General features: G+C 35.2%; 25 protein-coding genes and 1 tRNA gene. 3 read left to right on the plus strand and 23 right to left on the minus strand.

Translation table 11 applies throughout. The features are described 5' to 3' along the window. Positions 1-107: 107 nt before the first annotated feature. The 17 genes from Q0992_RS02395 to mraZ form a co-directional block, all read right to left on the minus strand. Complete coding sequence (locus Q0992_RS02395) at positions 108-1,052, minus strand: UDP-glucuronic acid decarboxylase family protein (RefSeq protein ID WP_299520000.1); 945 nt, start codon at positions 1,050-1,052, stop codon at positions 108-110. 52 nt (positions 1,053-1,104) lie between these two features. After that, complete coding sequence (locus Q0992_RS02400; protein WP_299520002.1) at positions 1,105-1,965, minus strand: zinc-dependent peptidase; 861 nt, start codon at positions 1,963-1,965, stop codon at positions 1,105-1,107. A gap of 166 nt (positions 1,966-2,131) precedes the next feature. After that, a tRNA-Arg gene (locus Q0992_RS02405) sits at positions 2,132-2,205 on the minus strand. Between the two features lie 10 nt (positions 2,206-2,215). Then, positions 2,216-2,668 carry a GatB/YqeY domain-containing protein gene (locus tag Q0992_RS02410; protein WP_299520004.1) on the minus strand — a complete coding sequence of 151 codons (453 nt, stop codon included), beginning with the start codon at positions 2,666-2,668 and terminating at the stop codon, positions 2,216-2,218. Between the two features lie 138 nt (positions 2,669-2,806). Continuing rightward, positions 2,807-4,729 (minus strand): cell division protein FtsZ, encoded by a 1,923-nt coding sequence (ftsZ, locus tag Q0992_RS02415; RefSeq protein WP_299520006.1) that lies wholly within the window; start codon positions 4,727-4,729, stop codon positions 2,807-2,809. A gap of 48 nt (positions 4,730-4,777) precedes the next feature. After that, positions 4,778-6,109, minus strand: a complete 1,332-nt coding sequence (gene ftsA / locus Q0992_RS02420) for a cell division protein FtsA (protein WP_299520008.1) — start codon at positions 6,107-6,109, stop codon at positions 4,778-4,780. 3 nt (positions 6,110-6,112) lie between these two features. Then, entirely contained in the window at positions 6,113-6,832 is a 720-nt protein-coding gene (locus Q0992_RS02425) for a cell division protein FtsQ/DivIB (RefSeq protein WP_299520010.1), read from the minus strand. Then, entirely contained in the window at positions 6,822-8,174 is a 1,353-nt protein-coding gene (gene murC, locus Q0992_RS02430) for a UDP-N-acetylmuramate--L-alanine ligase (protein WP_299520012.1), read from the minus strand. Before murC ends, Q0992_RS02425 begins: the two co-directional genes overlap by 11 nt. Next, positions 8,175-9,269 (minus strand): undecaprenyldiphospho-muramoylpentapeptide beta-N-acetylglucosaminyltransferase, encoded by a 1,095-nt coding sequence (gene murG / locus Q0992_RS02435; RefSeq protein WP_299520014.1) that lies wholly within the window; start codon positions 9,267-9,269, stop codon positions 8,175-8,177. Beyond that, the gene (locus tag Q0992_RS02440) at positions 9,269-10,468 is read right to left on the minus strand and encodes an FtsW/RodA/SpoVE family cell cycle protein (protein WP_299520016.1); all 1,200 of its coding nucleotides are present in this window, start codon (positions 10,466-10,468) and stop codon (positions 9,269-9,271) included. The genes murG and Q0992_RS02440 overlap by 1 nt, the downstream gene beginning before the upstream one ends. Positions 10,469-10,548: 80 nt before the next feature. Beyond that, positions 10,549-11,880: a UDP-N-acetylmuramoyl-L-alanine--D-glutamate ligase gene (gene murD / locus Q0992_RS02445; protein WP_299520018.1), complete on the minus strand. Its 1,332-nt coding sequence runs from the start codon at positions 11,878-11,880 to the stop codon at positions 10,549-10,551. After that, a complete protein-coding gene (gene mraY, locus Q0992_RS02450) occupies positions 11,880-13,121 on the minus strand; it encodes a phospho-N-acetylmuramoyl-pentapeptide-transferase (protein WP_299520020.1) in 1,242 nt (413 codons plus the stop codon). Before mraY ends, murD begins: the two co-directional genes overlap by 1 nt. Positions 13,122-13,206: 85 nt before the next feature. Further along, a complete protein-coding gene (locus Q0992_RS02455; RefSeq protein ID WP_299520022.1) occupies positions 13,207-14,673 on the minus strand; it encodes a UDP-N-acetylmuramoyl-L-alanyl-D-glutamate--2,6-diaminopimelate ligase in 1,467 nt (488 codons plus the stop codon). Next, a complete protein-coding gene (locus tag Q0992_RS02460) occupies positions 14,670-16,631 on the minus strand; it encodes a penicillin-binding protein (protein WP_299520258.1) in 1,962 nt (653 codons plus the stop codon). Before Q0992_RS02460 ends, Q0992_RS02455 begins: the two co-directional genes overlap by 4 nt. 146 nt (positions 16,632-16,777) lie before the next feature. Further along, positions 16,778-17,098 carry an FtsL-like putative cell division protein gene (locus Q0992_RS02465; protein ID WP_299520024.1) on the minus strand — a complete coding sequence of 107 codons (321 nt, stop codon included), beginning with the start codon at positions 17,096-17,098 and terminating at the stop codon, positions 16,778-16,780. Next, complete coding sequence (rsmH, locus tag Q0992_RS02470; protein WP_299520026.1) at positions 17,095-17,991, minus strand: 16S rRNA (cytosine(1402)-N(4))-methyltransferase RsmH; 897 nt, start codon at positions 17,989-17,991, stop codon at positions 17,095-17,097. The genes Q0992_RS02465 and rsmH overlap by 4 nt, the downstream gene beginning before the upstream one ends. After that, the gene (gene mraZ, locus Q0992_RS02475; RefSeq protein WP_299520028.1) at positions 17,978-18,448 is read right to left on the minus strand and encodes a division/cell wall cluster transcriptional repressor MraZ; all 471 of its coding nucleotides are present in this window, start codon (positions 18,446-18,448) and stop codon (positions 17,978-17,980) included. The genes rsmH and mraZ overlap by 14 nt, the downstream gene beginning before the upstream one ends. A gap of 411 nt (positions 18,449-18,859) precedes the next feature. On the opposite strand from mraZ, the gene Q0992_RS02480 reads away from it, so the two are divergent. Beyond that, positions 18,860-19,624 (plus strand): alpha/beta hydrolase, encoded by a 765-nt coding sequence (locus tag Q0992_RS02480; RefSeq protein ID WP_299520030.1) that lies wholly within the window; start codon positions 18,860-18,862, stop codon positions 19,622-19,624. A 45-nt stretch (positions 19,625-19,669) separates the two neighbouring features. Then, positions 19,670-20,284: a ribosome biogenesis GTP-binding protein YihA/YsxC gene (yihA, locus tag Q0992_RS02485; RefSeq protein ID WP_299520032.1), complete on the plus strand. Its 615-nt coding sequence runs from the start codon at positions 19,670-19,672 to the stop codon at positions 20,282-20,284. Here yihA and Q0992_RS02490 read toward each other — a convergent pair whose 3' ends face one another. The 5 genes from Q0992_RS02490 to Q0992_RS02510 form a co-directional block, all read right to left on the minus strand. Next, a complete protein-coding gene (locus Q0992_RS02490) occupies positions 20,285-22,474 on the minus strand; it encodes a peptidase domain-containing ABC transporter (protein WP_299520033.1) in 2,190 nt (729 codons plus the stop codon). Beyond that, positions 22,467-22,994, minus strand: coding sequence for a peroxiredoxin (locus Q0992_RS02495; RefSeq protein ID WP_299520035.1), 528 nt, complete (start codon positions 22,992-22,994; stop codon positions 22,467-22,469). Before Q0992_RS02495 ends, Q0992_RS02490 begins: the two co-directional genes overlap by 8 nt. A 2-nt stretch (positions 22,995-22,996) precedes the next feature. After that, positions 22,997-23,626 (minus strand): hypothetical protein, encoded by a 630-nt coding sequence (locus Q0992_RS02500; protein ID WP_299520037.1) that lies wholly within the window; start codon positions 23,624-23,626, stop codon positions 22,997-22,999. Next, positions 23,627-23,992, minus strand: a complete 366-nt coding sequence (locus Q0992_RS02505) for a hypothetical protein (RefSeq protein ID WP_299520039.1) — start codon at positions 23,990-23,992, stop codon at positions 23,627-23,629. Between the two features lie 81 nt (positions 23,993-24,073). Next, positions 24,074-24,232 (minus strand): hypothetical protein, encoded by a 159-nt coding sequence (locus tag Q0992_RS02510; protein WP_299520041.1) that lies wholly within the window; start codon positions 24,230-24,232, stop codon positions 24,074-24,076. A gap of 645 nt (positions 24,233-24,877) precedes the next feature. On the opposite strand from Q0992_RS02510, the gene Q0992_RS02515 reads away from it, so the two are divergent. Beyond that, positions 24,878-25,291 carry a helix-turn-helix domain-containing protein gene (locus Q0992_RS02515; RefSeq protein WP_299520043.1) on the plus strand — a complete coding sequence of 138 codons (414 nt, stop codon included), beginning with the start codon at positions 24,878-24,880 and terminating at the stop codon, positions 25,289-25,291. Here the strand turns inward: Q0992_RS02515 and Q0992_RS02520 are convergent. Then, positions 25,288-26,379: an ABC transporter permease gene (locus tag Q0992_RS02520; RefSeq protein ID WP_299520044.1), complete on the minus strand. Its 1,092-nt coding sequence runs from the start codon at positions 26,377-26,379 to the stop codon at positions 25,288-25,290. The genes Q0992_RS02515 and Q0992_RS02520 overlap by 4 nt on opposite strands. Between the last annotated feature and the right edge of the window lie 55 nt (positions 26,380-26,434).

Consider the following 26,434-nt stretch of genomic DNA (forward strand, 5'->3'; position numbering starts at 1 on the left):
AAAGTAAAATGATAGATAACAAAAAAAGCTCTTGTTTAACAAGAATCTTTATAATATTACTTATATCTTATATTTAACTGACTATTCTTATTTCTTATAGAAAAAAACTATACCTCCTTTAGTAATTCATCAAAATAGTTAATAGTACTTTTTAAACCTTCTCTTAGATTTACCTTGGGCTCCCAATCATTTAACTCGCGCTTGGCCAAACTAATATCTGGTTGGCGTTGCATAGGATCATCTTTAGGAAGTGGCAAATAAGTGATTTTAGATTTTGAACCTGTTAATTCAATGACCTCATCAGCCAATTGAAGCATTGTAAACTCGGTAGGGTTACCAATATTAACAGGTCCAATGAATCCGTCTCTAGAATTCATCATGCGAATAGTCCCTTCTATTAAATCATCAATATATTGAAAACTCCTTGTCTGGGTCCCATCACCAAAAATTGTGATATCATCCCCTTTCAAGGCCTGAACAATAAAATTAGATACAACCCTGCCGTCTTGTGGGTGCATTCTAGGACCATATGTATTAAAAATTCGAATAATTTTTATCTTTACTTTATTCTGGTTATGGTAGTCCATAAATAAAGTCTCTGCACATCGTTTTCCTTCATCATAACAGGAGCGCAGCCCTATGGGATTAACATTCCCCCAATAATTTTCTGGTTGAGGGTGTACTGTAGGGTCACCATATACTTCACTTGTAGATGCCTGCAATATTTTAGCTTTAACACGCTTAGCTAAACCTAACATATTAATTGCTCCCATAACTGAGGTCTTAACAGTTTTTATTGGGTTATATTGATAATGGACAGGTGAAGCCGGACAGGCCAAGTTATAAATTTCGTCTACCTCAACCATATAAGGATTAGTTATATCGTGACGTACCAATTCAAAATAATGATGATCCATTAAATGCTCTATGTTGCGCTTAGACCCAGTGAAGTAATTGTCCAAGCAAATCACTTCGTTTCCTTCATTGAGTAACCGCTCGCAAAGATGTGAACCAACAAAACCCGCACCACCAGTAATCAATATTCTTTTCATGTATTAATCTATTTTATTGACTCCCAAAAATAATGCTTATTTCTCACACTTATTAGTATCCGGCAAATTTAAAATTGAGCATTTGTTGCATATAATAATAAAGCTCCGGAAAACTAGCCTTAAACTGATACGGTGTTTCTATAAAATTCTCTAAAAGTACTGCAAAAAATTCATACTGATTGGTGTAGGCATAAGCTCTAAAGTATTTTGAAGCTATTAAATCCTCTCTCACGCCTTGATGATTTTGCAAGTAGTCAACAAGATTTTGAAATCCTTTTTTGAAGATTAAACTACTTATATCACTGCTACTAAAAGCATTTAGATGTATGGCGTGTCCAAATTCATGTATACCCAGATTTAAATTATCATCACCAATATGATAACCTTCTTCAAAATTGTCCCATGAAAAAACAATTGCCTTTAGTTGTGGGTTTGTTTCCCCTTTGTGATAGGTGTTATTTAATTTTGAATAATAAGCCTTTGGATAAATAATGACCTTATCAATTAAATCAATCTTATAGTTCCTAAAACCAAAGGTCAACATAACAGCTGTAGCAGAAATCAAGGTTTTCATCTCATCAGCAACAACCAAACCTTCTCTACCTATAAACTCTTTTCTCTTTATAAATACTGCTAGTCTATGCCTAAAAATTTGTTTTTCTTTTTTATTTAACTTGTTATAAAAACTAAATTCTTTTTCTAGAATTATTAATTGCTTTTTGGGTAATTCCTTTTTGAATATTAAAAGATTAAGAAAAAACGGTTTTTTATATTTAGATGCATATAATTGCTCAAAAAAGACATAAAACCTGCTCATAACAATTGTAGCCATTCCTACAAAAAAGATAATTAAGAACACCTTCTTTAAAGCAGTGTCGATTTCAGGTGATTGGGTCTCCTGTACGTAGATCATGGTTAAATATAGTGCAAAATAAAAAACCATACCGTCAACGTATGATTTTTATAGTTAGTGACCGCGGAGGGATTGTAGTTCCCTCAGAGCATTCCGCTTTGAAAATAGTTCAAACAATAAAACGCTTAAGCAAGCTTGGCGTTTTTCTTATTGAACTATTTATTTGTGACCGCGGAGGGATTCGAACCCCCAACCCTCAGAGCCGAAATCTGATATTCTATCCAGTTGAACTACGCAGCCTTATGATACTTTATTGCGTCAATTTTGCTTTAACGATAGTAGAAATAGTCTTGCCATCTGCCCGTCCTGCTAATTCTTTATTAACAATACCCATCACTCTGCCCATGTCCTTCATACCCTCTGCTCCAATATCGTCAATGGTCATAACCACTACTTTTTCAATTTCTTCCTCACTAAGAGCCTCTGGTAAAAACTGACTAATAACTTCAGCTTGATCCAATTCTGGTTGGGCCAAATCTTTTCTATCTTGTTCTAAATATATTGCAGCACTATCCTTGCGTTGTTTAACTAACTTTTGAAGTAGTTTAAGCTCTTCTTCTTCTGTTAATTCATCTTTACCTCCTGATGCTGTTTTGGCCAATAATATAGCTGATTTAATTGCCCTTAAAGCTTCTAAAGCAACCTGATCCTTTTCTTTCATAGCTGTTTTCATAGCAGCCATAATGTCCTTTTGTAAGCTCATTTTTGTGTTAATTAATTTGAAATGCGAAGATACTAAAAAAGTTAGGCTTAAATTATAATACCAACAAAAAGCCCAAAAAGTTTGAGGGTTCTTTTTGGGCTTGACAAGGGTGTGTAAACACTTAACTTAAACTTGCTATTAATCTACGTTATCGTGTAAAAAAGAATTATTACTTCGCAACTGAATATCATCATTATCATCTGTACCGACAGATAACCTTGAAGCGTTGGTTTCTGATGAATGCTGTGCATCCTCTAAATTAACGCCTTGTCTCTTGTAAGCAGGCTCTTTTTCTATTTCGTCAATCTTAGCATTATTGAACTTATAATTAAAATCCTTCATATGTTTTCTGCGCTCATTGGCTCTGGCCTTTATAAGTTCAGAAATTGGACTATTCATTGGGTCTATCTCATCTTCCGTAACTTCTTCTGTTTCTTCAACAGGAAGTGTTTTCTTTTCGAAAACGACTTCTTCTTTTACTTCTACATCCTTAGTACTTGTATTCATTGACGATTCGTAAGTTTCAAAATCGTCTAGAGCATAGCGCTTCTCACCTTCCTCATTAACTTCTGTTACGGATATAATCTCAACAGGTTCGTTTACCTTCATATCCTTTACTTCGTCATCTAAGCTGAAAAACATCTTCTCCTCACCAGATTCTGGTTCTTCAATTTCCACTGGTTCTTTAGTAGACAATGGTAAATCAAAGGTTAACGTGATTTGTTCTTCGGGCTCTATTACTAGGTCTTCAGCCTTATTCCTAATTGGAGTTATAACAAAGTCCTCTGTATCAAATTCATTCTTAGCAGTATCTATAACTTCGTCATAAACTACATTCATATTTCTAAGTAAATCCGTTGTTGGAATCAAATCCATTTCCTTTTTTACTTCAGGCTCAATATCATCTTCATCGATTAAGGTGTGTCTAACAATAGGATTTACCTTATTTTCTTCTAATACGATATCTGGAGTAATGATCGCTGGCTCTTTCTCCTGAGTATTCACCTCTTCAACGACATCTTCTTCTAAAGCATGAATTACCTTTTTAGTTTCGGTATTTGAAATTTCATTTTGCTGATCAATATTAAAACCTGTCGCTATAATAGTTACGGCAATGGCCTCTTGCAACGACTCATCTTCTCCAACACCCATAATGATATTAGCACCATGGCCAGCTTCATTTTGAATATGGTCGTTGATCTCGCCAATCTCATCAATTGTAATTTCTTGAGAACCAGAAACAATAAGTAACAATACGTTTTTGGCCCCTGTAATTTTATTATCATTTAATAATGGAGAATCTAAAGCTTTCATAATAGCTTCTTGGGCTCTGGTTTGTCCTGAAGCTGTAGCTGATCCCATTATGGCTGTACCGCTATTACTTAAAACAGTTTTAGCATCGCGTAAGTCAATATTTTGTGTATAGTGATGTGTGATGACTTCTGCTATACCTCTCGAGGCTGTTGATAATACTTCGTCTGCTTTAGAGAAACCAGCTTTAAATCCTAGATTTCCATAAACCTCACGCAACTTATTGTTATTAATGACAATTAGTGAATCTACATGTTGTCTTAAATTCTCTATACCGCGTTGTGCTTGCTCATTACGCATTTTACCTTCAAACTGAAAAGGCATCGTTACTATACCTACCGTAAGAATATCTAGTTCTTTTGCCATCTTAGCGATAATAGGTGCAGCACCCGTTCCGGTACCACCACCCATTCCTGCTGTAATGAATATCATTTTTGTATTAGTATCCAGCATTCTTCGGATGTCTTCTAAACTTTCAACAGCCGCTTGTTCACCAACATCTGGGTTAGCACCAGCACCTAGACCTTCAGTTAAGTTAACACCTAATTGAATTTTGTTTGGGACACCACTATTTTGAAGGGCTTGGGCATCAGTATTGCAAATCACAAAATCGACACCTTTAATACCTTGTTGAAACATGTGATTAATGGCATTGCTTCCACCACCGCCAACACCAATAACTTTAATGACGTTAGATTGGTGCTTTGGTAAATCAAAAGCGATGTTTCCAAATTCGTTGCTACTACTCATATTTTTTGAGATTATGGGATTTTATATAGTTCTTGATTAATTAATTATCTATTCTGCGTTATCTAAAAATTCTTTAACTCGTTCTGTTAACTTATCTAAGAACGAACGACGTTCCTTTTTTGGCTCTTCAATAATCGCATCTTGTTCGTTCTCTTCGGATTGTTCCTCCTGTGCACTATTCTGAAGTGCTTCTTCCACTTCTTCAGCCTTTTTGCGCTCTTGACGCTTAAGACCATCCATCACCAATCCAACAGCCGTAGCATACAAAGGACTGGCAATATCTTCATCACTATCGCCTGCCAAATGCTCATTGGGATAACCTATTCTGGTATCCATTCCTGTAATATATTCTACTAATTGCTTTAAATGTTTTAGCTGGCTTCCGCCACCAGTTAACACAATACCCGCAATTAGTTTTTTCTTTTGCTCTTCGTGACCGTAATTCTTTATCTCTACATAAACCTGCTCAATAATTTCTACCACTCTGGCATGAATGATTTTAGACAAGTTCTTTAATGTAATCTCCTTTGGTTCTCTGCCTCGCAATCCAGGAATAGACACAATTTCATTATCCTTATTTTCGCCTGGCCATGCCGAACCAAACTTTATTTTCAGGAGCTCCGCTTGCTTTTCAATAATCGAGCAACCCTCTTTAATGTCTTCTGTAATAACATTTCCACCAAATGGTATAACTGCTGTATGACGGATTATACCATCCTTAAATACCGCTAAGTCTGTTGTCCCACCACCAATATCAATTAGTGCTACACCTGCCTCTTTCTCTTCTTGGCTTAAAACTGCATTTGCAGATGCTAGCGGTTCTAAAGTGATGCCCTCTAATTCTAAACCAGCACTCTTTACGCATCTTCCAATATTTCTTATGGATGATACCTGACCGACAACCACATGAAAATTAGCTTCCAATCGTCCGCCATACATTCCTATGGGCTCCTTAATTTCTGCCTGACCGTCCACTTTAAATTCCTGCGGTAGTACATGGATGATTTCTTCACCAGGTAACATCACCAATTTATGTACCTGATTGATCAATCGATCAATATCAGCTTCATCTATGACCAATTCGGAATTAGGCCTTGTGATATAATCACTATGTTGTAAACTACGTATATGCTGACCTGCAATACCCACGGTAACCTCTTCTATCGTTTCCGAAGCTGCGGCCTCTGCTTCTTGTACAGCCTGTTGAATAGACTGTATAGTCTGCGTTATATTATTAACAACACCACGGTGAACGCCAAGACTTTTAGACTTCCCAACACCTAGAATTTCTAATTTACCATACTCATTTTTGCGACCAATCATGGCCACAATCTTTGTGGTTCCTATATCTAAACCTACCGAAATGTTATGCTTGTCCATAGTTTATATTTTGGTGCAAATGACTTGTTTATCAAACTTCAGATTTACAAGCTTGTATTTATTTAGTGTGTTGTCCTTTAAGGCCTTTTGATAAAAAGCTTTAAAATTATTTATCTTTTTTTCTAGCATTTTTAAAGTTCCTAAATGAACTGTAAAATCACTTTTCCGAATTTTAAAATCAATGGTGTTATCGTCATTTTGACGAATTTCAATGACATGCTTTTTTAAGAACTCATCTTCTTCGACAGCTTTAGCAAATTGAAAAACTGTTTTGAGCTTATTTTTCTTAATATTACCAGTAACTAATGGAACCCTTGCTGCATAATTAGATGATAAAGGCATGTATGAACCCTCATCATCTATATAATATGACGCATTTGTATGAACTCTTGCTATAGGTCGTTTTTGTTCAATTTCTGCTGAAAGCTCACCATTTACAGACATAAACACTTCTGCTTTCTTTATCATTGGATTAGAATTTAGGGCGTTTTCTAACTCGTTCAAATCTATAATATCTTTGGGTTGTCCCGTAACAGCTTGTTGATTTTGTATTAACAATTTACTAACAGTCGCTTCAGTGATGAACAATTTGTTTTCACCAAGAAATTCAACATGAGGCTTGGAGACTTTTCTGTGGTCATTTCTATAGTTCGAAAATGCAAATAACCCACCGACCAAAATCAGTAACCCTATGACTTTTATGTAGTTATAATTAATTCGCAATGCTAAAAGCCTCTTTAATATGCCTTACTTCTTCACCTATATCTCCCGCGCCAAGTGTTAAAACAACCTGAGTATTTGATACTTTAATGGCATCAATCAATTCAGATTTTGAAACCAATCTTTTATTTGAATTTTTAATCTTTTCTAACAACCATTGAGACGTTACCCCTTCGATAGGTAATTCTCTTGCCGGATAAATATCCAACAGCAATACTTCATCAAATTTTGATAGACTCACCGCAAATTCATCAATAAAATCTCTTGTTCGGCTATATAAATGTGGCTGAAAAACAGCTAGTACTTTCTTCTTTGGGTACATTTCCCTCACTGCCTGGTGAACTGCATTGATTTCTTCCGGATGGTGCGCATAATCATCAACAAATACAAAATCACTGGTCTTAATATGGTAAGTAAATCGTCGCTTTACACCTTTGTAAGTTGCTAAAGCCTTGGCGAGCTGGTCGTGAGGGCAACCAAATTCAACAGCCATCGCCAAGGCGATTATTGCATTCGACAAATTGTGTCTACCAGGTAGGTTAAATTGAAAATCTTTATGTAATGTAATAGGTGTCTGCAAGTCAAACACATAACTGCCATTTACTACTCTAATACTTTTTGCATTATAATCGGAATCGTCTTCGATGCCGTAGGTAATACCGCTAAGCGGTAATCCATTCTTTAAAAAAAGTCTTCCTCCAGGCTTTATACATTCTGAAAACTCTTTAAATGTTTTTACTAACTCTGAACCATCGCCATAAATATCCAAATGATCGGCATCCATTGACGTTACACAAGCCATATCTGGTGATAAGGTTAAAAATGAACGATCAAACTCATCAGCTTCAACCACGGTGACATCTGTTCCGTTTAAAATTAAATTTGAGTTGTAATTCTCGCTGATACCACCCAAAAAAGCTGTTACCGGAATATTGCACTCATGAAGCAAATGCCCTAAAATACTAGTTGTTGTTGTCTTTCCGTGAGTCCCTGCAATAGCCAAGCATGTCGTTTGTTTTGTAATTTCTCCAAGAACTTCTGATCGTTTATAAACTTTAAAATTGTTAACCTTAAAATAGTTTAACTCAGAATGGGCCTTAGGAATTGCAGGTGTATAAACAATCAATGTATTGTCTTTGTCTAAATATTTTGGGTCAACTTCTATAATATCATCATTAAAATGAATATAAACTCCTAATTCTTGCAGGTCTTTTGTTATATCTGAAGGTGTTCTGTCATAACCTGCAACTTGCTTTCCTTTAGCTAAAAAATAACGTGCAAGAGCGCTCATACCGATACCTCCAATACCAATAAAATAAACGTTATTTATAGCTTTTATATCCACTTAGTTCCTCAATAATTTTTCAACTTCATCGACAATATCATTGGTTGCATTAACCAGTGCTAGAGCTTCGATATTATGACTCAGTATTTTTCTTTTTTCATCGTTAGCTAACAATCCAGAAAACTGATTTTGAAATTCAAACTCTAAATCTTTCTCCTTTATCATCATAGCAGCATTTTTATCGGCTATCGCTTTGGCATTTTTGGTTTGGTGATCTTCTGCAACATTTGGTGATGGAATAAAAATTGTCGGTTTACCAACTATACATAATTCAGAAACTGAAATTGCTCCCGCTCTTGAAATAATGATATCTGCTGCTGCATAAGCCATATCCATATTATTCAAAAAAGCATGTACTTGAACATGCTTTAGTTCATTATAGCGTTTGTATTGATCATAATACAACTTGCCACACTGCCAAACCAATTGCACATAGTGTGCTTCAAAAAAATCGAGATTAGACTCAATGAGTTGATTGATTCTTCTTGCACCTAGACTTCCTCCCAGCACCAATAAGGTATGCTTGCTATGGATCAATGTAAAGGCATCTTTTCCTTCAATATGCTTGTCTTTTACTTTGAGCAAATCCTTACGAATAGGGTTTCCGGTAAGTCTTAGCTTTTCCTTTGGAAAGAATTTCTCTAAGCCTTCATAAGCCACACAAATGGTGTCTACTTTCTTACCAAGAAGTTTATTGGTGATTCCTGGATAGGAATTTTGCTCTTGAATTAAACTCGGTATCTTTTTGGAAGCAGCAACCTGTAATAATGAGCCACTTGCAAAGCCACCTGTTCCAATAACGACGTCTGGCTTAAATGAATTGACAATCTTACGAGATCGTAAAATACTTGACAAAAGTTTAAAAGGAAAAGCAAGATTCTTTAGGCTAAGTTTTCTTTGAATTCCAGAGATCCATAGACCTTCAATTTTATAACCAGCCTGAGGCACTTTATCCATTTCCATTCGATCTGAAGCACCTACAAATAAAAACTCAGCATCTGGATAGCGCGATTTTAATTCATCTGCTATAGCTATGGCAGGATAAATATGCCCTCCTGTTCCGCCACCTGACAATATGAACCTATACCTACTCATTAAATGGTTTCACTTAATATATCTAAAGGATTGACTTCTTCGGAAGCTTCCTGATCCTTAATCTCTTGCCGTTTGGCACTTACACTTAATATGATGCCAATCGCCAAACAAGTCATCCAAATGGATGTTCCACCACTACTTATTAATGGTAACGTTTGCCCAGTAACCGGAAATAATTCTACAGCTACTGCCATATTAATTAAGGCTTGAAAAACAATTGGCAATCCAACACCAAGCACTAATAATCTTCCGAAAATTGTATCTGATTTTTGAGAGACTATTACTATTCTAAACAATAACCAAGAATACAGCACCAAGAGGAACAATCCTCCAACCAATCCATATTCTTCAATTATGATCGCGAATATGAAATCTGACGACGACTGTGGTAATAAATACTTTGTTGGACTTTTCCCAGGGCCAAGACCAAAAATACCACCAGATGCAATAGCGGTTTTAGAACGTTCAATCTGATAATCGGCTTCAGTATCTTCAGCATTAGCAAAATTTTCGATTCTACTCATCCAGGTATCAACACGATTAGGCATAGCTTCAGGAAAAGCCTTTGCTACTAAAACAAACATCACCAGTGATATAATGCCTGCACCTATAATTATCATGAGGTATTTAATGGGATAACCACCAATAAATGTTAGCATCATTACCATTGTGAAAATGATGGCTGTTGTCGAAAAGTTGGCTGGTAAAATCAGAATTAAAACCAAAAACACTGGAACCCAAAGCGGCAGAATAGATTCATTAAAAGAAATTGATTTATCTCTTATTTTGGATAAGTATCGTGCAACATAAACCATTAAAACTACTGCAGCCAAGGTTGATGTCTGAAATGACATATTGACCACAGGTATATTAATCCATCGGCTTGTATTTGTACCTTCAGCATTGGTAGTCCCTTGCAAAATGGTAATTAAAAGCAATACCAAAACTACAGGGATCAGTATCATTGAAAGCCCTTTAAAATACCTATACGGTATTTTGTGAACAGCAAACATAATAGCAAAGCCTAGCGACAAGTGCATAAAATGCTTTACAAAAAATGAAAAAGTATTACCACTCTCACCATAATCTGCCAAATTACTTGCTGCACTATACACAGGTAAAAAAGAAAAAATAGCCAATAATGTGGCTATAGCCCAAATAGCCCGATCTCCTTTTATCTGTGAAAATATGTTTTGCATCCTTTTTTCGATGGCTGAGGCTCTCGAAGCCATCTAACTATTGTGGTAACTTCGAGAGCCTGAGTCACCATGGTTATTATTTATAAATTACGTACCGCCATTTTAAATTGACGCCCTCTGTCTTCATAATTTTCAAATAAATCGAAACTTGCGCATGCGGGTGACAACAACACATTATCACCTGCTTCCGCTACTTTATAAGCAATCTTAACAGCCTCACTCATATACTGTGTTTCAACAATGATATCTACCATATTACCAAAGGCTTCAAATAGCTTTTTATTATCAACCCCTAAACAGATAATGGCTTTTACTTTTTCGTTTACAAACTGAAATAATTCGTTATAATCATTGCCTTTATCTACACCACCAACAATCCAAACGGTGGGTGCATCCATACTTTCTAAAGCAAAATACGTCGCGTTAACATTCGTAGCTTTAGAATCGTTGATGTATTGTACTTTATTAATTCTTAGCACATGCTCTAATCTGTGTTCTACTCCTTGGAAATTTTCTAAACTCTCTCTTATGGTTTGTTTTCTAATTTTAAGTAAGTGTGCCACAGTTGAGGCCGCCATTGCATTCTTAATGTTGTGTTTACCTTCTAATGTAATGTTCTCTGTTGGCATAATTATTTTGTTATTATCTATTGTTATTATTATTTCTTTATTATCTAAATAGGCGCCTTCTTCAACAACTTTCGTTAATGAAAATGGCAATTTTTTGGATTGAATTTGATTTTTACTTAACCATTCTGAAATGACTTTATCATCCGCGTCATAGATGAAATAGTCATCTCTGGTTTGATTTTCTACAATTCTGAACTTGGATGCGATATAGTTTTCAAATTCATAATCGTAGCGATCTAAATGATCTGGTGTGATATTGGTCAAAATCGCAATCTTTGGATGAAATGAATAAATATCATCGAGCTGAAAACTACTAACCTCGAGCACATAGTTTTGATGACCTTTTTCTAGAATCTGCTTGGCAAAACTATCGCCAATATTTCCTGCTAAACCTGTGTCCAGTTCTTGCTTGAGTAAATGGTGGGTTAAGGTTGCTGTGGTTGTTTTACCATTGCTTCCTGTAATCGCTACAAGGGTTGCACTGGTAAAATTTGAAGCAAATTCAATCTCAGAAATCACTTTGATACCAGCTTCGCGAATTTTTTTAACTATAACCACCTCATCTGGAATGCCAGGGCTTTTCATGACGATGTCAGCATTCAGAATCATTGATTCAGTATGTAGTTCATCTTCAAACTCAATCTCATTATTTAAAAGAACGTCCTTATAAGTCTTCTTAATTTTTCCATTATCAGACACAAAAACCTCAAACCCTTTTGCCTTTCCTAAAAGTGCAGTTCCTACCCCACTTTCCCCTCCTCCAAGAATCACTAACCGTTTCATTACCTAATCTTCAAGGTCACTATAGAAATGATGGCCAACAGAATTCCTATAATCCAAAATCGTGTTACAATTTTACTCTCGTGATATCCTGACTTTTGATAATGATGATGCAACGGCGACATCTTGAAAATTCGTCGACCTTCACCATATTTCTTCCTTGTATATTTGAAATAACTTACCTGCATCATCACTGATAGATTTTCGGCTAAGAATATGCCACAGAGCAATGGAATTAACCATTCCTTTCTAACTGCAATAGCGATTACAGCAATGATTCCACCTATGGTTAAACTTCCTGTATCACCCATAAAAACTTGGGCTGGATAAGCATTATACCATAGAAAACCGACTAAAGCACCAACGAATGCCGCAATGTATATTGTGATTTCTTCAACTTGCGGGATATACATAATATCCAAGTACTTAGAGAAGATGATATTACCAGATACCCAAGCAAAAATTCCTAAAGTCAATACCACAATGGCTGATGTTCCTGCGGCCAAGCCATCGATACCATCGGTGAGATTCGCTCCATTTGAAACCGCTGTAACAATAATGATACTTACTAAAACAAATATGACCCAAGCATAGCTTTCTAAATCTGGACTAATCCATGTGATTAAATCCGAATAATCAAACTCGTTATTCTTAACAAATGGTATGGTCGTTTTTGTAGATTTAATAGCCTCATCGAAAAGCTGAGTTTCAGGTAGGTTTGGATTTTCGACTAATAAAGCACGTTGTTCTTGGATTGGTAATTCTTCCTTTATGGTAACATCATCATGGAAATACAATGTTAATCCTATAATTAGCCCCAGCCCTACTTGACCAAGCACTTTGAATTTACCTTTAAGACCTTGTTTGTCATTTTTAAACTTTTTGATATAATCATCAATAAACCCGATGGTTCCCATCCATAAGGTGGTAATGATTAACAGGATGACGTATATGTTTTCGAGTTTAGCCAGGAGTAGGACGGGAACTAGAGTCGCCAAAATGATAATAACTCCTCCCATGGTAGGCGTTCCAGTTTTTTCTACCTGACCCTCTAACCCAAGATCCCTAATAGTTTCACCAACTTGCTTCTTGCGCAAAAAGTTAATGATGCGTTTACCAAAAATTGTTGAAATCAACAATGACAAAATAACAGCCATCGCAGCTCGAAAGGTCAAAAACCCAAATAGTGATGCCCCAGGTAATTGGAATTGTTGCTCCAGATATTCAAATAAGTAATACAACATCTACTTTTGCAATTGTTTCACTTCGACAAGCTCAGTGATCGATTTATTTTTATTATTTTTTATCACTTTATTTCTCTTCATTAGCCTATTCATTCTTCATAATTTTCAAGAATTCTTGTACCGTTTTATAATCATCAAAATCAAAGCGTTTGCCTTTAATCTCTTGATAAGTCTCATGTCCCTTACCAGCTACAAGGATAATATCTTTAGAATCAGCCATTTGACAAGCTGTTTTAATTGCTTGCCTTCTATCGGTAATGGATAAGGTTTTTTTGAAGTTTTGGGGCTCAACACCTTTTTCCATATCTTCTATAATCGTTTCAGGCTTTTCGCTACGTGGATTATCACTTGTGAAAATCACCTTAGTGCTAAGGGTTGAGGCAATATGCGCCATCTTTGGTCGCTTGGCCTTATCTCTATCACCACCGCAACCTACCACTGTAATTAATTCTTCATTTTTAGTACGAATACTATTTATGGTCTCCAAAACATTCTTTAAGGCATCTGGCGTATGTGCATAATCTACAATGGCAGTAATCTTATCGTCCGACACGAAATATTGAAAGCGCCCTGAGACATTATCGAGCTCGCTTATAAGTCTTAGGATTTCGTCTTTTTCCAAGCCTAATAAATCAGCAGCACCATAAATAGCGAGAATATTATAAGCGTTAAAACTCCCTATTAAACGCGTCCATAATTCATTATCATTGACTTTTAAAAGCAAGCCACCAAATTCATTTTCTAAAATTTGAGCTCTGTAGTCTGCATAGTTTTTTAGTGCATAGGTAAATTTCTTGGCCTGTGTGTTTTGTAGCATTACCAAGCCATTCTTATCATCCATATTGGATAAGGCAAAGGCATCTTTTGGCAAATGATCAAAGAATGATTTTTTAACATCTCGATATTCTGCAAAGGTGTTGTGGTAATCTAAATGATCGTGAGAGAGGTTAGTAAAAATTCCACCTGTGAATTTCAGTCCTTTAGTTCTACTCTGATGAATACCATGAGAACTGGCTTCCATAAAACAGAATTCTACACCCTCATCATTCATAAGTTTTAAATACTTATTGATTGTTAAGGAATCTGGTGTAGTATGAGTAGCTTTATATACCGTATCATTTACCATTATTTTTACGGTTGAAAGTAGTCCAACCTTATAACCCGCCTTTTTAAACAATTGATATAATAGGCTCGTTACCGTGGTTTTTCCATTTGTCCCTGTAACACCAACCAATTTCAAATTCTCTGATGGATACTCATAATAATTGGACGCCATATAGGCCAAAGCCTGATTAGAGTTGGCAACTTCTATATAGGTGATGCCATCTTCAAGATTTTCTGGAAGTGATTCGCAAATGATTGCCTTCGCACCACTTTCAATAGCCTTTTCAATAAATCCATGACCATCGGTAATTGTGCCAGAGATAGCCACAAACACGTCATTAGATTCTATTTTGCGTGAATCGAACTCAATTTTGTTTATAACAACACTTGTGCTTCCTACCACAGCATTAATGGTCACTTTGTACAATATGTCCTTTAATACATTCATGATGCGACTAAAACTATGGTTTGATTAGGCTTCAACTTCTGATGCCGTTCTACAGATTGCGATGTTACTGTTCCACTACCCTTCAATTTCACCTTGACATTGACTTCGAGATTTTCGAGTAATGCAATAGCATCCATAGCTGGCATACCAACCACTCTTGGCATTAACTGCTTGTACTTTCTTGAGCTTTCGTAAAATTTCTCAAAGTCTTGATTAACCAGATTATTATCAAAGTCTAAGGTCTCAACTTCATCAATAATTGGTGTGTCAGTATATATTTTTTGAGCAATTCGTTTAAAAACAGGGCCAGAAACATCAGCTCCGTAATACCCAACTTTTGTACTCGGTTTATGTATCACTACTATACATGAATATTTAGGATTGTCGACTGGAAAATAGCCGGCAAATGAAGAGATATACTTCTTATCTTTTTTCCATTCCTCGTAATTGGCATAGTCGGTTCTTGCTGTACCTGTTTTCCCCGCCATGGAAAAGGTTTCAGAATACATACGCCTTCCCGTACCTCTAATCACAACATTTTTGAGGATATCTTTAATTTGGGCTAATGTTTTATCTGAACATAATTTATCGACCAAAATCTCTTTTTCAAAAACTTCAATATCCTTATCAAACGACTTTACAGACCTAATAAATCGTGGTTTTATCAGTTCACCATTATTTGCAATAGCATTGTAGAACGCTAAAGTTTGCAAAGGTGTCATGGTTAGATTGTAACCATAAGCCATTGATGGCAAAGCGTTCTTACTCCAATTAGATGCACCAGGTCTTGGAATATCTGGCTCCCCTTCTCCTATGATTGAAACACCCAAAGGTTGATCTAGTTTCCACTTACTAAGTCTATCTAAAAACTTTTCTGGTGTTTTTGAATAATAATCGTCAACGATTGTTGCTAAACCAATATTAGATGACAGCTCTAATGCCTTAGCAGCTGAAATTTTACCAAATCCCCCAGTACGAGAATCACTTATTGTTCTACCATAGAAATATTTAGTACCACTCTTTGTGTCAATGACTGTTGATGTATCAATGACTTTATCCTCTAAAGCTGCCATCAAGGCCATAGTTTTAAAGGTTGAACCTGGTTCATGACTCTCCCCTACAGCATAATTGAGACGCTCATAGTACGTTCCTTTAGTGGTTTTGGCTAAATTAGATATGGCTCTAATTTCTCCAGTTTTAACATCCATTACCACGACGCAGCCATGCTCGGCCTCATACTTTTCAAGTTGTCCCAAGAGCGAATGATGTGCAATATCCTGAATATTGACATCTATGGTTGTGTATACATCTAACCCATCTTGAGGTTCCACTTGGTCAAAATCAGCAATGGGTTTCCATTGTCCATTTCCAATCTTTTGTTTTAAGCGTTTGCCTTTTTTACCACGTAGATATTTTTCACCAAAAGCTCCATCAATTCCCACTCGTGTTGCATAATTATTTTCATCGATGCGCTCGTAACCAATAGATCGTGCAGCAATTTCACCCATTGGATGTTCGCGTTTTGTGGTTTGCTCTACAATTAACCCACCTTTGATAGCACCTAGACTCAATAAGGGAAAGTTGCGAATGCGGATATAATCCGAATAGCTTATATTTCTGGCCAGTAGAAAGTACCTGTTTTTGTTTCTACGTGCTTTTCTAATAATATCTTTGTAATACGAGGCTGATTTACCTTTGTAAACCGATAGAGAATCTGCTAAACCATTAATATGTGCTTCGAATACCGCATCTTTGGCTTGGATTGCATCGATTCTGATATCGTATTTTGGAATTGAAGTCGCCAAAAGACTTCCGTCTGCAGAATACACATTACCGCGATTGGGTTCGATATCGAAATCTTTTACCGTTCTTTTCTCAGCAAGTTCTCGGTATTCATCTCCTTGAACAAACTGTATGGTGCATAACTTAAAAACCACGGCAAGCGCAAAGACAAACATGCAGCCTGCTACAAAGTACAATCTGTTTAATATGTTGGTTTCTGTTACTGCCAAAATAATTTATCGTTGTTGTGATTTTACTCGATAATCGAGATTAATTCTTCTTTTGTTTCTCTCTAACCCAATATTATTGTGCAAAGCTTTATTCATTCCTCTGAGCTAACTACCTTAATCTTTGTTGGTGGGATCTCAGAAATTTGAATGTTCTTTTCTGCTACCTTATTGATAATGGATGATTCCATTTTTAATCGCATTAATTTTGAGCGCCCATCGACAAAAGCCGACCTCAATTCTTTAACTTCATTGGTTAATTTTGCGATCTCATGTACTTTATTGTCTGCACTATGAGAACTTGCAATCATAATAATCGCCAAGGATGAAATAAAAATGATGATGCGCCAATTTTTAAACGAATCATCACTGATTAGAAATTTTCCACGTAATATGCTGTAAACACTTTTCTTCATATTTTTTCAGCAATCCGAAGTTTTGCGCTTCGTGCTCTACTATTCACTTTTATTTCTGATTCTGATGGCACTATTAATCCACCTACTTTTTTTAACGGTACTTCAAAATTTCCAAAGACATCACGTTCTGGTTCTCCTTCAAACAATCCATTTCTTATAAAGCGTTTCACTAGCCTATCTTCTAATGAGTGATAAGAAATGAAACTCAACCTTCCCCCTAATTTCAATAGGTCTGGCATTTGCAACAATAACTCCTTCAACACTTCTATCTCTTGATTTACCTCAATTCTAATAGCCTGATAGATTTGGGCCAGTACTTTATTTTCTTTTCTATGGTTGAGAAATGGTTTTAAAACCAATTTTAGTTGCTGTGTGGTTTCAATAGGTGCTATCTTTCGCTCCGAAACGATAACTCTTGCCATTACAGGCGCTTGCCTCAACTCACCGTATTGCAACAAAACCGCTCTTAGTTGCTCCTCTTCATAACCATTAATAACTTCGTACGCAGACAACTTGCTATCTTGATCCATTCGCATATCTAATTTTGCATCAAAGCGTGTTGAAAATCCACGATCCGCAATGTCAAACTGATGTGACGAGACCCCAAAATCGGCTAAGACTCCATCTACCTCTTTTATTCCATAAAATCTCAAGAACCTTTTTATATATCTAAAATTCTCATTAATGAGAACGAATCGATCATCTTCTATAATGTTAGCCAATGCGTCTTTATCTTGATCAAAAGCAAACAGCTTACCTTCTGGCCCTAATCGTGATAAAATTTCTCTGCTGTGGCCGCCGCCGCCAAAAGTGACATCGACATAAATTCCATCTGGCTTTATATTCAATCCGTCAACTGTTTCCTCGAGTAAAACCGCATTATGATACTCCATGGTCATCATCCTCTTGTCCCATTACTTCTTCTGCTAAATCCGCAAAGTCTGAAGCTGCATCATCTATGGCTTGTTCGTACTTATCTTTATCCCAGATTTCGATAATATTTACAGCAGAAGCCAATACCACTTCTTTGGTTATACCAGAAAATCCAATTAAATCCTTAGGAATCAATAATCGTCCTGCATTATCTACTTCCACCACTTTAACACCTGCCGTGAAACGTCTTATAAAATCATTGTTCTTCTTCTTGAAACGATTCAGCTTATTCACTTTAGCCATCAACGTATTCCACTCTGTCATTGGATATAATTCCAAGCATGGCTGAAAAACTGAACGCTTTAGCACAAAACCTTCTTGCAAAGCAGCGGATAATTGCTTTTTTAAGACGGCTGGAATCATCAACCTTCCCTTGGCATCAGCTTTGCACTCATATGTTCCAATAAAAGAGTTCAATGTCTTTGGTTTCCCACTTTAATGATTGAGATTCAAATATATTGAAAAATTTACCACATTTTACCACTATCCCCCACTTTTGTTGATAAGTTTTAATTTTTAAAACAGTGACTTTTTCTTGAATCAAGAAAAATCAAGGCTTTTAAGAAGATTATACTCGTGGAACCTTTCAACAGAAAGAACTCTATCATTACTCAACTATGAGTATCGAAAGCCAATAATTCTATTGTTTTAAAAGGATTTAGTTATACACTTTTTGCAAAAAATAAGTTTTGTTTCTAAATGCCACAAAGTTTAATTTTACATCAGTAACCGCTACGTTAGTACACGATTTTTTCATATATTGATTTGAAGTTATAAATGAAAAAAATCATGTACTTTTGTTTTTAACACAAAGCACTAACTTTATAGATGGCACACCTTTTAAAAAAAGAAAAGGATTATAGATATATTGAAGTAGGAGAAGGTACACCAATCGTGGTGCTCCATGGTTTAATGGGAGGATTGAGTAATTTTAATTCGGTTACCAATTACTTTGGCAATAATGGTTATAAAGTTATTATTCCTGAATTGCCTATCTACACCATGTCACTTATAAAAACCAATGTTAAAAGTTTTGCCACCTATTTGAAGGATTTCATTGATTTTAAGGGTTTTGATGACGTTATACTGTTGGGCAACTCCCTTGGTGGGCATATAGGTTTATACCATACCAAACTATTCCCTGAAAAAGTAAAAGCTCTTATTATAACTGGAAGCTCTGGGCTTTACGAAAGTGCTATGGGAGGTGGTTATACTAAACGTAGTGACTATGAAGTCATTAAAAAGAAAGCTCAAGATGTATTTTACGATCCTGCTGTTGCCACCAAAGAAATTGTAGATGAAGTTTACGAAACTGTAAACGATAGAAACAAACTTGTAAAAACATTAGCCATTGCGAAAAGTGCAATACGACACAATATGGCCAATGATTTACCAAAAATGCACACCCCAACCTGTATTATATGGGGAAAAAACGATACGGTCACACCTCCAGAAGTTGCAGAAGAATTTCATGAGCTTTTGCCTAATTCTGATTTGTTTTGGATTGATAAATGTGGGCATGCTGCTATGATGGAACATCCAGATGAGTTTAATATCATCCTAAATAAATGGCTAGAATCTAAAGGATTCTAGATTAGATCTTTCTATAATAAGAATTCCAATTCTGAAGGAAATACCATGAAGATAACGTCTGCTGAATTTGTAATGAGTAATTCTGATGTGGCAAAATGCCCTAAGAACTTTATCCCAGAATATGCTTTTATTGGGAGAAGTAACGTTGGAAAATCGTCGTTGATTAATATGTTAACCAACAGAAAAAGTTTGGCAAAAACGTCTGGTCGTCCAGGCAAAACGCAGCTTATTAATCACTTTATTATTAATAATAGCTGGTATCTAGTCGATTTACCAGGTTATGGCTATGCCAGAGTATCTAAATCCTCAAAGAAGACGTTCCAAAAGTTTATTACCAATTATTTTGAACAACGCAAACAATTGGTTTCTGGCTTTGTTTTGGTGGATATTAGACACCAACCTCAACACATCGATTTAGAATTTATGCAATATTTGGGCGAAAATGGCATTCCGTTTGGCATTATTTTTACAAAAGCGGATAAACTAAAACCTAACGCCATTACTCGACATGTAGATGAATACTGCAAAGTTCTTCTAGAAACCTGGGAAAAATTACCACCTTATTTCATTACGTCTTCAACCAAAAAAATTGGTCAAGAAGAGGTGTTGAATTTTATTGAAGCGACTAATGAAGAGATTGAGGAATTGAGAAATCAGTGATCAGTATTGTGGTAATTCAATTTTGATTTCTTTCCAAAATTCACTGTAAAAATTATCCGTCTTTAACAATTGCTCATGAGACCCATTAACCAACGTTTTACCGTCCTCTAATACGTAAATCCTGTCCGCGAAATGTCGCAGCGAATGTAATCTGTGGGATATAAATATGATCGTCAATTCTGGCTTGAGCCTATTCAAGAGCCGCAATACAAATCGCTCTGTTTTTCTGTCCATGGCAGAAGTAAACTCGTCTAACAACAAAACCTTTGGCTTTTTGTACAAAGCACGCATTAATGCAATCACTTGTTTTTGACCACCAGATAAGTTAATGCCCTCTTCGCCCAAAATAGTGGCATAACTTTGGGGCAATGAGTTAATAAAGGCTTCAAAACCATAATCTCGACAAAACTTTACGATTTTTTCGGGTTTATCCTCTTGGCCTAAAAGAATGTTGGTAATAACGTTTCCGCTAAAAACGGTAACCTCTTGTGGCACAACACCTAAAATGGTTCGCCAATGTTCTGTGTTTAATTCGGTAAGATTATATTGATCGTTGATAATTGCCATTCCATTTTCGATCGGATAGAATTTTTGTAGGATTTGCCCTAAAGTGCTTTTACCACTACCGCTTTCACCAACAATGGCAATACACTCGTTTTTATTGACGCTAATAGTGATGCCTTTTAACAACTGGCTTCTACCGACAAAACGAAAGGAAAGGTTTTTAATTTCGAGCGAAGTGAATTCCGAAATCTTGAAATTTCCTTTCTGTTCTTTATCCATTGAGGCAAACTCGTACATTCGGTTAAAAGCGACTTTGGCTTCGTTGATTGGAATGGTAATTAATGCTAAACTTGCCACTGAAGGCAATAAACTTCCTGAAATTCCTAGAATTGCCATTAATTCGCCCAATTGCATTGATGTGTTGCAAACCTGAATCGAGGCATAAACCAATATGCCCATTAAAAACAACACACTAAAAACACCCGAAAATACTGACATACGAACATTGATCTTCCCAAGGTTAAAGGCCCTCTCTTGATAGTTACCGTATATAAGTTGATTGATTTTTTGAAATATGGTTTGCCTGTTATCGTTTTTAACAGTGGCAATACCTTGCATAGAGGTAATGTAATTACTCTCACTAAAGGCATAACCTTGCATTACTTCCTTTTGGGCATTGATAATACTTTTGTTAAAGCTATAAATAAGCACAAAATAAAAAGGCAAACTTATAAAAGCTATTAAGCCCGTTTGCCAAGAATAGTAAAACAAAAAGCCCAACGACACCACTGTCACTAATGCATTGATAACTACATTGCCGACAATTTGTTTTATGACGCGTTGTACGCGTTGCGTATCGTTTAACCTAGCAACGAGTTCGCCAATTTTACGAGTATCGAAAAAGGGTTTTGGCAAATTAAGTAATGATGAATAAAAACTATCTACTATACGATTATTAAAATCTTTGGTTTGCCGAATAAGAAAATAATCACGCAATGCTGTAAATAATACTCTAACCAAAAGTAAAAAAGCAACTAAGGCAATACCCGTAATGAGTTTATTAAAGTCTTTTGAAGGTAAAATATCATCGATTAATTTTTGAGAAAAAATAGCCATTGCCATACCCAAAATAGCAATACCTAAGCCTAAGAGAACACTAAATGAAATTAAACGGTAATCTTCTTTAAGCAATTTTAAAAACCATTGCTTTTTGTTTTTCTTTTGGGCTTTGGTTTTTACAAAATTATCATTTGGCGTAAGGGTTAAGCAAGTTTTAGATTTCCAGATAGCTTCTAATTGGTCTTTGGTATAGCTGGTTATACCTTTGGCTGGGTCGCCAATAATAAATTTATTGTTTTTATAACCATAACAGACTACATAATGCTGTAAACGTTCTTCAACAACAACATGTAAAATTAAAGGTGCTGCGTGGTCTATTATCGCCTGTATGTCTGCTTCGTTACCTTGGGCTGTAAAACCAAGTTTATTTGCTGCTTGATACAAGCCCAAAAGCGTAGTACCTTGTTTCGTTGTACCGCTTAGCTCTCGCAACTTTTCTAAATTGTTTGAGCCACCGTAATACTGTATTAATGACAATAAGCAAGCTACACCACAATCGGACTGGTCGTGCTGTTGCGTAAAGGTCTGTTGTAAGTGTTTTTGAGATAAGTTAATTGTTTTAGTCATTTTGGTGTAATACTCTTAAAATACCTTTGGCGTTGAGTTGCCCATTATGTTTTTTGATGAGTTTTTGGTTTTTATTATAGATTAAGAGGTAAGGAATAGTGTTAGCATCAAATTGACTAGAAAAAGTACGATTGCTATCATATAAAAAGGTAATATTTGGTTTATTGCCTAAATTATATTTTCCTGAAAATTGCTTGATAGTTTCAATTGGCTCTATGGATACAAAAATGAATTGTTCATCTTTAAACGTATCTAAATTATCACTAATACTTTGTGCTTCGTGTTGGCAAAAATCGCACTCACTATTAAAGTAGATGAAGATGGTATTTAGGTTTGGTTTGAGATTAGCTTTTGAAAATGGTTGTTGCTCTAAAGTTAAAAATTCAAATTCTGGAATGGTCTCTAATTGTTTGGCGATTTTGCTTTTTTCTTTGGTCTTAGAAATCACGTTGTAGCCCAAGTAAGATAGTAAGGCCAAAACAGCAATTACAACTACAATTAAGATTGCCTTTTTATGCATAACTAACTCATATTTAAAGTAAAGAACATGACACCTACCACCCAAATTAAAAGGCTAACACCATAACTGCTCGCCACTATCTGTAAACCTTTAGTTGATTTTGTATCATTGATTTCTTTACCGATTAAATAAGCCAGAATAACCCAATAAGCCAACTCAAAAAGATTAAGCACTTGAAATGGGTAAATAAACCAAGGTTGTAAGCCCTCATAACCTATAATGTTTAATGCTGATAATGGATAGAAATATTGTAAGTCTTCTAAATTATAATCGGTTTGGAAGAAGTAAAACCAAATTGTTTTAAAGACAACAACTAATAAGAATATAAACTCTGCTTTTACAACGATATTAAATAGTTTCTTGTATTTGATTTCTTTATTGAAGAAGAAACAACCTATATCTAATGTGGCTGATAAGATAGATATTTTGATTAAAAGTAGCAATGGTAAAACTATATATCCTAGCCATTGCCACTTTTCTCTAAAATCTATAAATTCCTTTATTTGCTCAACAGATAATTTCTCCGATAAAGAGTTAACTACGATATAATCAGTATCTAAAAGTTCTTTTGATAAAAATGTCAAACAAATTTGAAATATTACCAAAGTCAAAAAAACGATTAATTTATTCACTTAATCTACTATTTTTTTTGACTTAAAATTATTAGCGTTTCTTAATGCCAATATTGCAAGTAATACTATATTTAAAGAAATTACATATGTAACTTTGAGACTATCTTCTTTAAGTATAATAGCTATCAAAAATGAACCAATCAAGGCACAGGATAAAAGGACAATTAAATCTGTTCTAAATTTTTTAATATTAATTATTTTCTTTCGCTCCCGTATAAGAGAACCAATTACAAAACCAATTGCAGGCCCTAAAGCATATGATGCATAAGATTGGTAATCTTCATTTCCGTTTATTGTGGATATTACTATTACTAGTAAAAGAAAAAGTAAAAATATTAAAGAAGATATTGTTTGTTTTTTTATCATAATTCTAGTGTAATTTAAAAAAATTTAATAACAATATTAGGCTATAACCAATAGATTACAGCCTAATTAAAACCTCATAAATTAACAAATTTCACTTGTTAAATAACCCCAACCTAATCCGAAAGCAGGAGCTGCAAGTACACCAACACCTGTCATTGCAATCGCGACTGACCAAAAAGCACCAACACCAGCCATACCCCATTCACATGAGTTCCAAGCACCACCATCAATTTGTTCCATTTGTTCTAATTCTAAATTTTTCATAATTAAATAATATTATGTTATGCCATTCAAAGTTAAAAACTAGGTATAGAAATTGTGAATGGCGTTAGCAACTTCTAAATTTTCTTGTCTTTAATACAGAATTTTTCGGTATTTCTTTATTGTTGTTATTTCGTTAAGCTGTAAACCATTAACTTGTTATTATGCTTACAGTTTAATCACAAAATCAAAATGATGAAAAACGCTAGTAGCTAGCATAAATATTTTTACTTAATAACAATTAGATTGAACTTTAACCACAAAGCTTTGTTTAACCCTAATTCCTTTTCACAAATTAGATTACATTTATGAATAAGCCTAGTATGGACTTACTAAGGGATGTCGTTTTTTACTATAGAATAAGTAAAAAGCCACTAAGCATTTAATGATTTTTATAAAAAGTAGGAATTTTCAGTTGTCTTTATTGGGTGTAAATCAGTAAAATTTTACTAAAAACTTAAAAATCAGTGGTTTTATGATGATTTTTATTACTCAAAACTGTTGCTATACTTGTAAATTACGGTTTTTCCACAAACTTTTTACGGAAAAACCGTAATTAGGGTTGTAGAAAATAGTCTAAATTGCTTTTTCTTAAGCTATTAACATTTCAATTATCAAAAATCAATGATTGCAGCCCAGCACATTAAGGACTTACGCATAAAACACAATTACACACAACAGTATTTGGCTCATGAATTAGAAGTTTCCCAAAAGACCTATTCCAATATGGAAAATGGTAAGAGTCGTATTACGCTTACGGTTCTGCAAAGATTATCTAAAGTCTACGACATAGACGTTATTGCACTTGTAAAACAGATTTCTGAAGCAGACGTTTTAACCATTACTAATATTAAGCATCAACATCAAAATTTAACAGAAGGTGAGATATACAACGGCGTCAACAATGGCCTTCCTTTAGAGCTTATATCACACCTTAAAGCAAGAATTGAAGATTTAAAAATGCTTGTAGAATCAAAAAATGATATCATATCAACATTAAAAGCCAGAATTAACCTTTTAGAAAATAAAGCATCTTAAGTCTTTACGTCCAAAGCATCTCTTAGTGCATTTCCAACCAGCATAAACGCCATAACCAAAATCATAATGCATATCCCTGGGATTAAAGCCAGATAAGGTTTCCCCAAAATAATATAGTTGTAATGGTCTTTTATCATAGCACCCCAACTTGCCATTGGTGGTTGTGCACCTATGCCTAAAAAGCTCAACCCACTTTCAATTAATATTGCTGCTGCAAAGTTAGCTGCAGAAATCACTATAAGAGGACCAAAAATATTCGGTAAAATATGTTTGGTTACAATTCTATAATCACCATAGCCTAAAGCTCTTGCTGCAGTAATATATTGCATTTCTTTAGCACTTATAATCTGCCCTCTAACCACCCTAGCTACTTCAACCCACATAGTTAAACCCACTGCTATAAACACTTGCCAAAATCCTTTGCCTAAAGCCAATGTAATAGCAATTACTAAAAGTAACGTAGGAATAGACCAAGTGATATTAATAATCCACATTATAAAGGCATCAATCTTTCCACCATAGTACCCTGCTATGCTTCCCATGAGCAACCCGACTAAAAGTGAAATAAAAACAGCCACAAAACCAATAAAAAATGAAATCCGAGAACCTATTAAAATTCGGCTGAGATAATCCCTTCCGTATTTGTCTGTTCCAAAAGGAAAGCCACGATGCTCGATATAACTTTCATAATCTGAGTTCGGAAACTTTTTTAAATCTATTTTTTTCTCTAAACCTTTTAAGTCATCAGAAGCATATTCTATATATTGAAGTTTATCTCCCATAACTTGATAAGACTGAATCGGAACTTCGGTGTCTGTATTCTCTTTTCCAAAAAAAAGTTCTGGAAGAATATTTTGGTCAGAATCAATACCAGATGGAATAGTCAGTATTTGCACTTCAAATCCTGGAGATTTAGAGTGTATAGACAAATGCATCTGATTAGCATTTTTTGACGCATCTGGTGCAAAAAGGTAGGCAAAAATCGAAATCAGACCGATACAAATAATAATTCCTAAACTAAAAACGCCCCAAAAGTTTTTTTTAAACTTTTGAAGCGCTAAGCTTGTTAATGAGTTGTTGTTATTCAATTCTATTTATATGGAAATACTTCGACAAGTTCAGCATCACATTAGAACACTCAAT

The organism is Winogradskyella sp. (genome assembly GCF_028289625.1).
Taxonomy (GTDB): domain Bacteria; phylum Bacteroidota; class Bacteroidia; order Flavobacteriales; family Flavobacteriaceae; genus Winogradskyella.

Bases quoted from the DNA above. Each gene is read 5' to 3' on its own strand.
- mraY (WP_299520020.1), bottom strand. From the start codon at position 13,121: ATGTTGTATTACTTATTTGAATATCTGGAGCAACAATTCCAATTACCT.
- murD (WP_299520018.1), bottom strand. From the start codon at position 11,880: ATGAAACGGTTAGTGATTCTTGGAGGAGGGGAAAGTGGGGTAGGAACT.
- Q0992_RS02515 (WP_299520043.1), top strand. From the start codon at position 24,878: ATGATTGCAGCCCAGCACATTAAGGACTTACGCATAAAACACAATTAC.
- Q0992_RS02490 (WP_299520033.1), bottom strand. From the start codon at position 22,474: ATGACTAAAACAATTAACTTATCTCAAAAACACTTACAACAGACCTTT.
- Q0992_RS02440 (WP_299520016.1), bottom strand. From the start codon at position 10,468: ATGCAAAACATATTTTCACAGATAAAAGGAGATCGGGCTATTTGGGCT.
- Q0992_RS02495 (WP_299520035.1), bottom strand. From the start codon at position 22,994: ATGCATAAAAAGGCAATCTTAATTGTAGTTGTAATTGCTGTTTTGGCC.
- Q0992_RS02410 (WP_299520004.1), bottom strand. From the start codon at position 2,668: ATGAGCTTACAAAAGGACATTATGGCTGCTATGAAAACAGCTATGAAA.
- ftsZ (WP_299520006.1), bottom strand. From the start codon at position 4,729: ATGAGTAGTAGCAACGAATTTGGAAACATCGCTTTTGATTTACCAAAG.
- Q0992_RS02510 (WP_299520041.1), bottom strand. From the start codon at position 24,232: ATGGAACAAATTGATGGTGGTGCTTGGAACTCATGTGAATGGGGTATG.
- Q0992_RS02460 (WP_299520258.1), bottom strand. From the start codon at position 16,631: ATGTTTGTCTTTGCGCTTGCCGTGGTTTTTAAGTTATGCACCATACAG.
- Q0992_RS02480 (WP_299520030.1), top strand. From the start codon at position 18,860: ATGGCACACCTTTTAAAAAAAGAAAAGGATTATAGATATATTGAAGTA.
- rsmH (WP_299520026.1), bottom strand. From the start codon at position 17,991: ATGGAGTATCATAATGCGGTTTTACTCGAGGAAACAGTTGACGGATTG.
- Q0992_RS02395 (WP_299520000.1), bottom strand. From the start codon at position 1,052: ATGAAAAGAATATTGATTACTGGTGGTGCGGGTTTTGTTGGTTCACAT.
- Q0992_RS02455 (WP_299520022.1), bottom strand. From the start codon at position 14,673: ATGAATGTATTAAAGGACATATTGTACAAAGTGACCATTAATGCTGTG.
- Q0992_RS02400 (WP_299520002.1), bottom strand. From the start codon at position 1,965: ATGATCTACGTACAGGAGACCCAATCACCTGAAATCGACACTGCTTTA.
- Q0992_RS02465 (WP_299520024.1), bottom strand. From the start codon at position 17,098: ATGAAGAAAAGTGTTTACAGCATATTACGTGGAAAATTTCTAATCAGT.
- yihA (WP_299520032.1), top strand. From the start codon at position 19,670: ATGAAGATAACGTCTGCTGAATTTGTAATGAGTAATTCTGATGTGGCA.
- ftsA (WP_299520008.1), bottom strand. From the start codon at position 6,109: ATGGACAAGCATAACATTTCGGTAGGTTTAGATATAGGAACCACAAAG.
- murG (WP_299520014.1), bottom strand. From the start codon at position 9,269: ATGAGTAGGTATAGGTTCATATTGTCAGGTGGCGGAACAGGAGGGCAT.
- Q0992_RS02505 (WP_299520039.1), bottom strand. From the start codon at position 23,992: ATGATAAAAAAACAAACAATATCTTCTTTAATATTTTTACTTTTTCTT.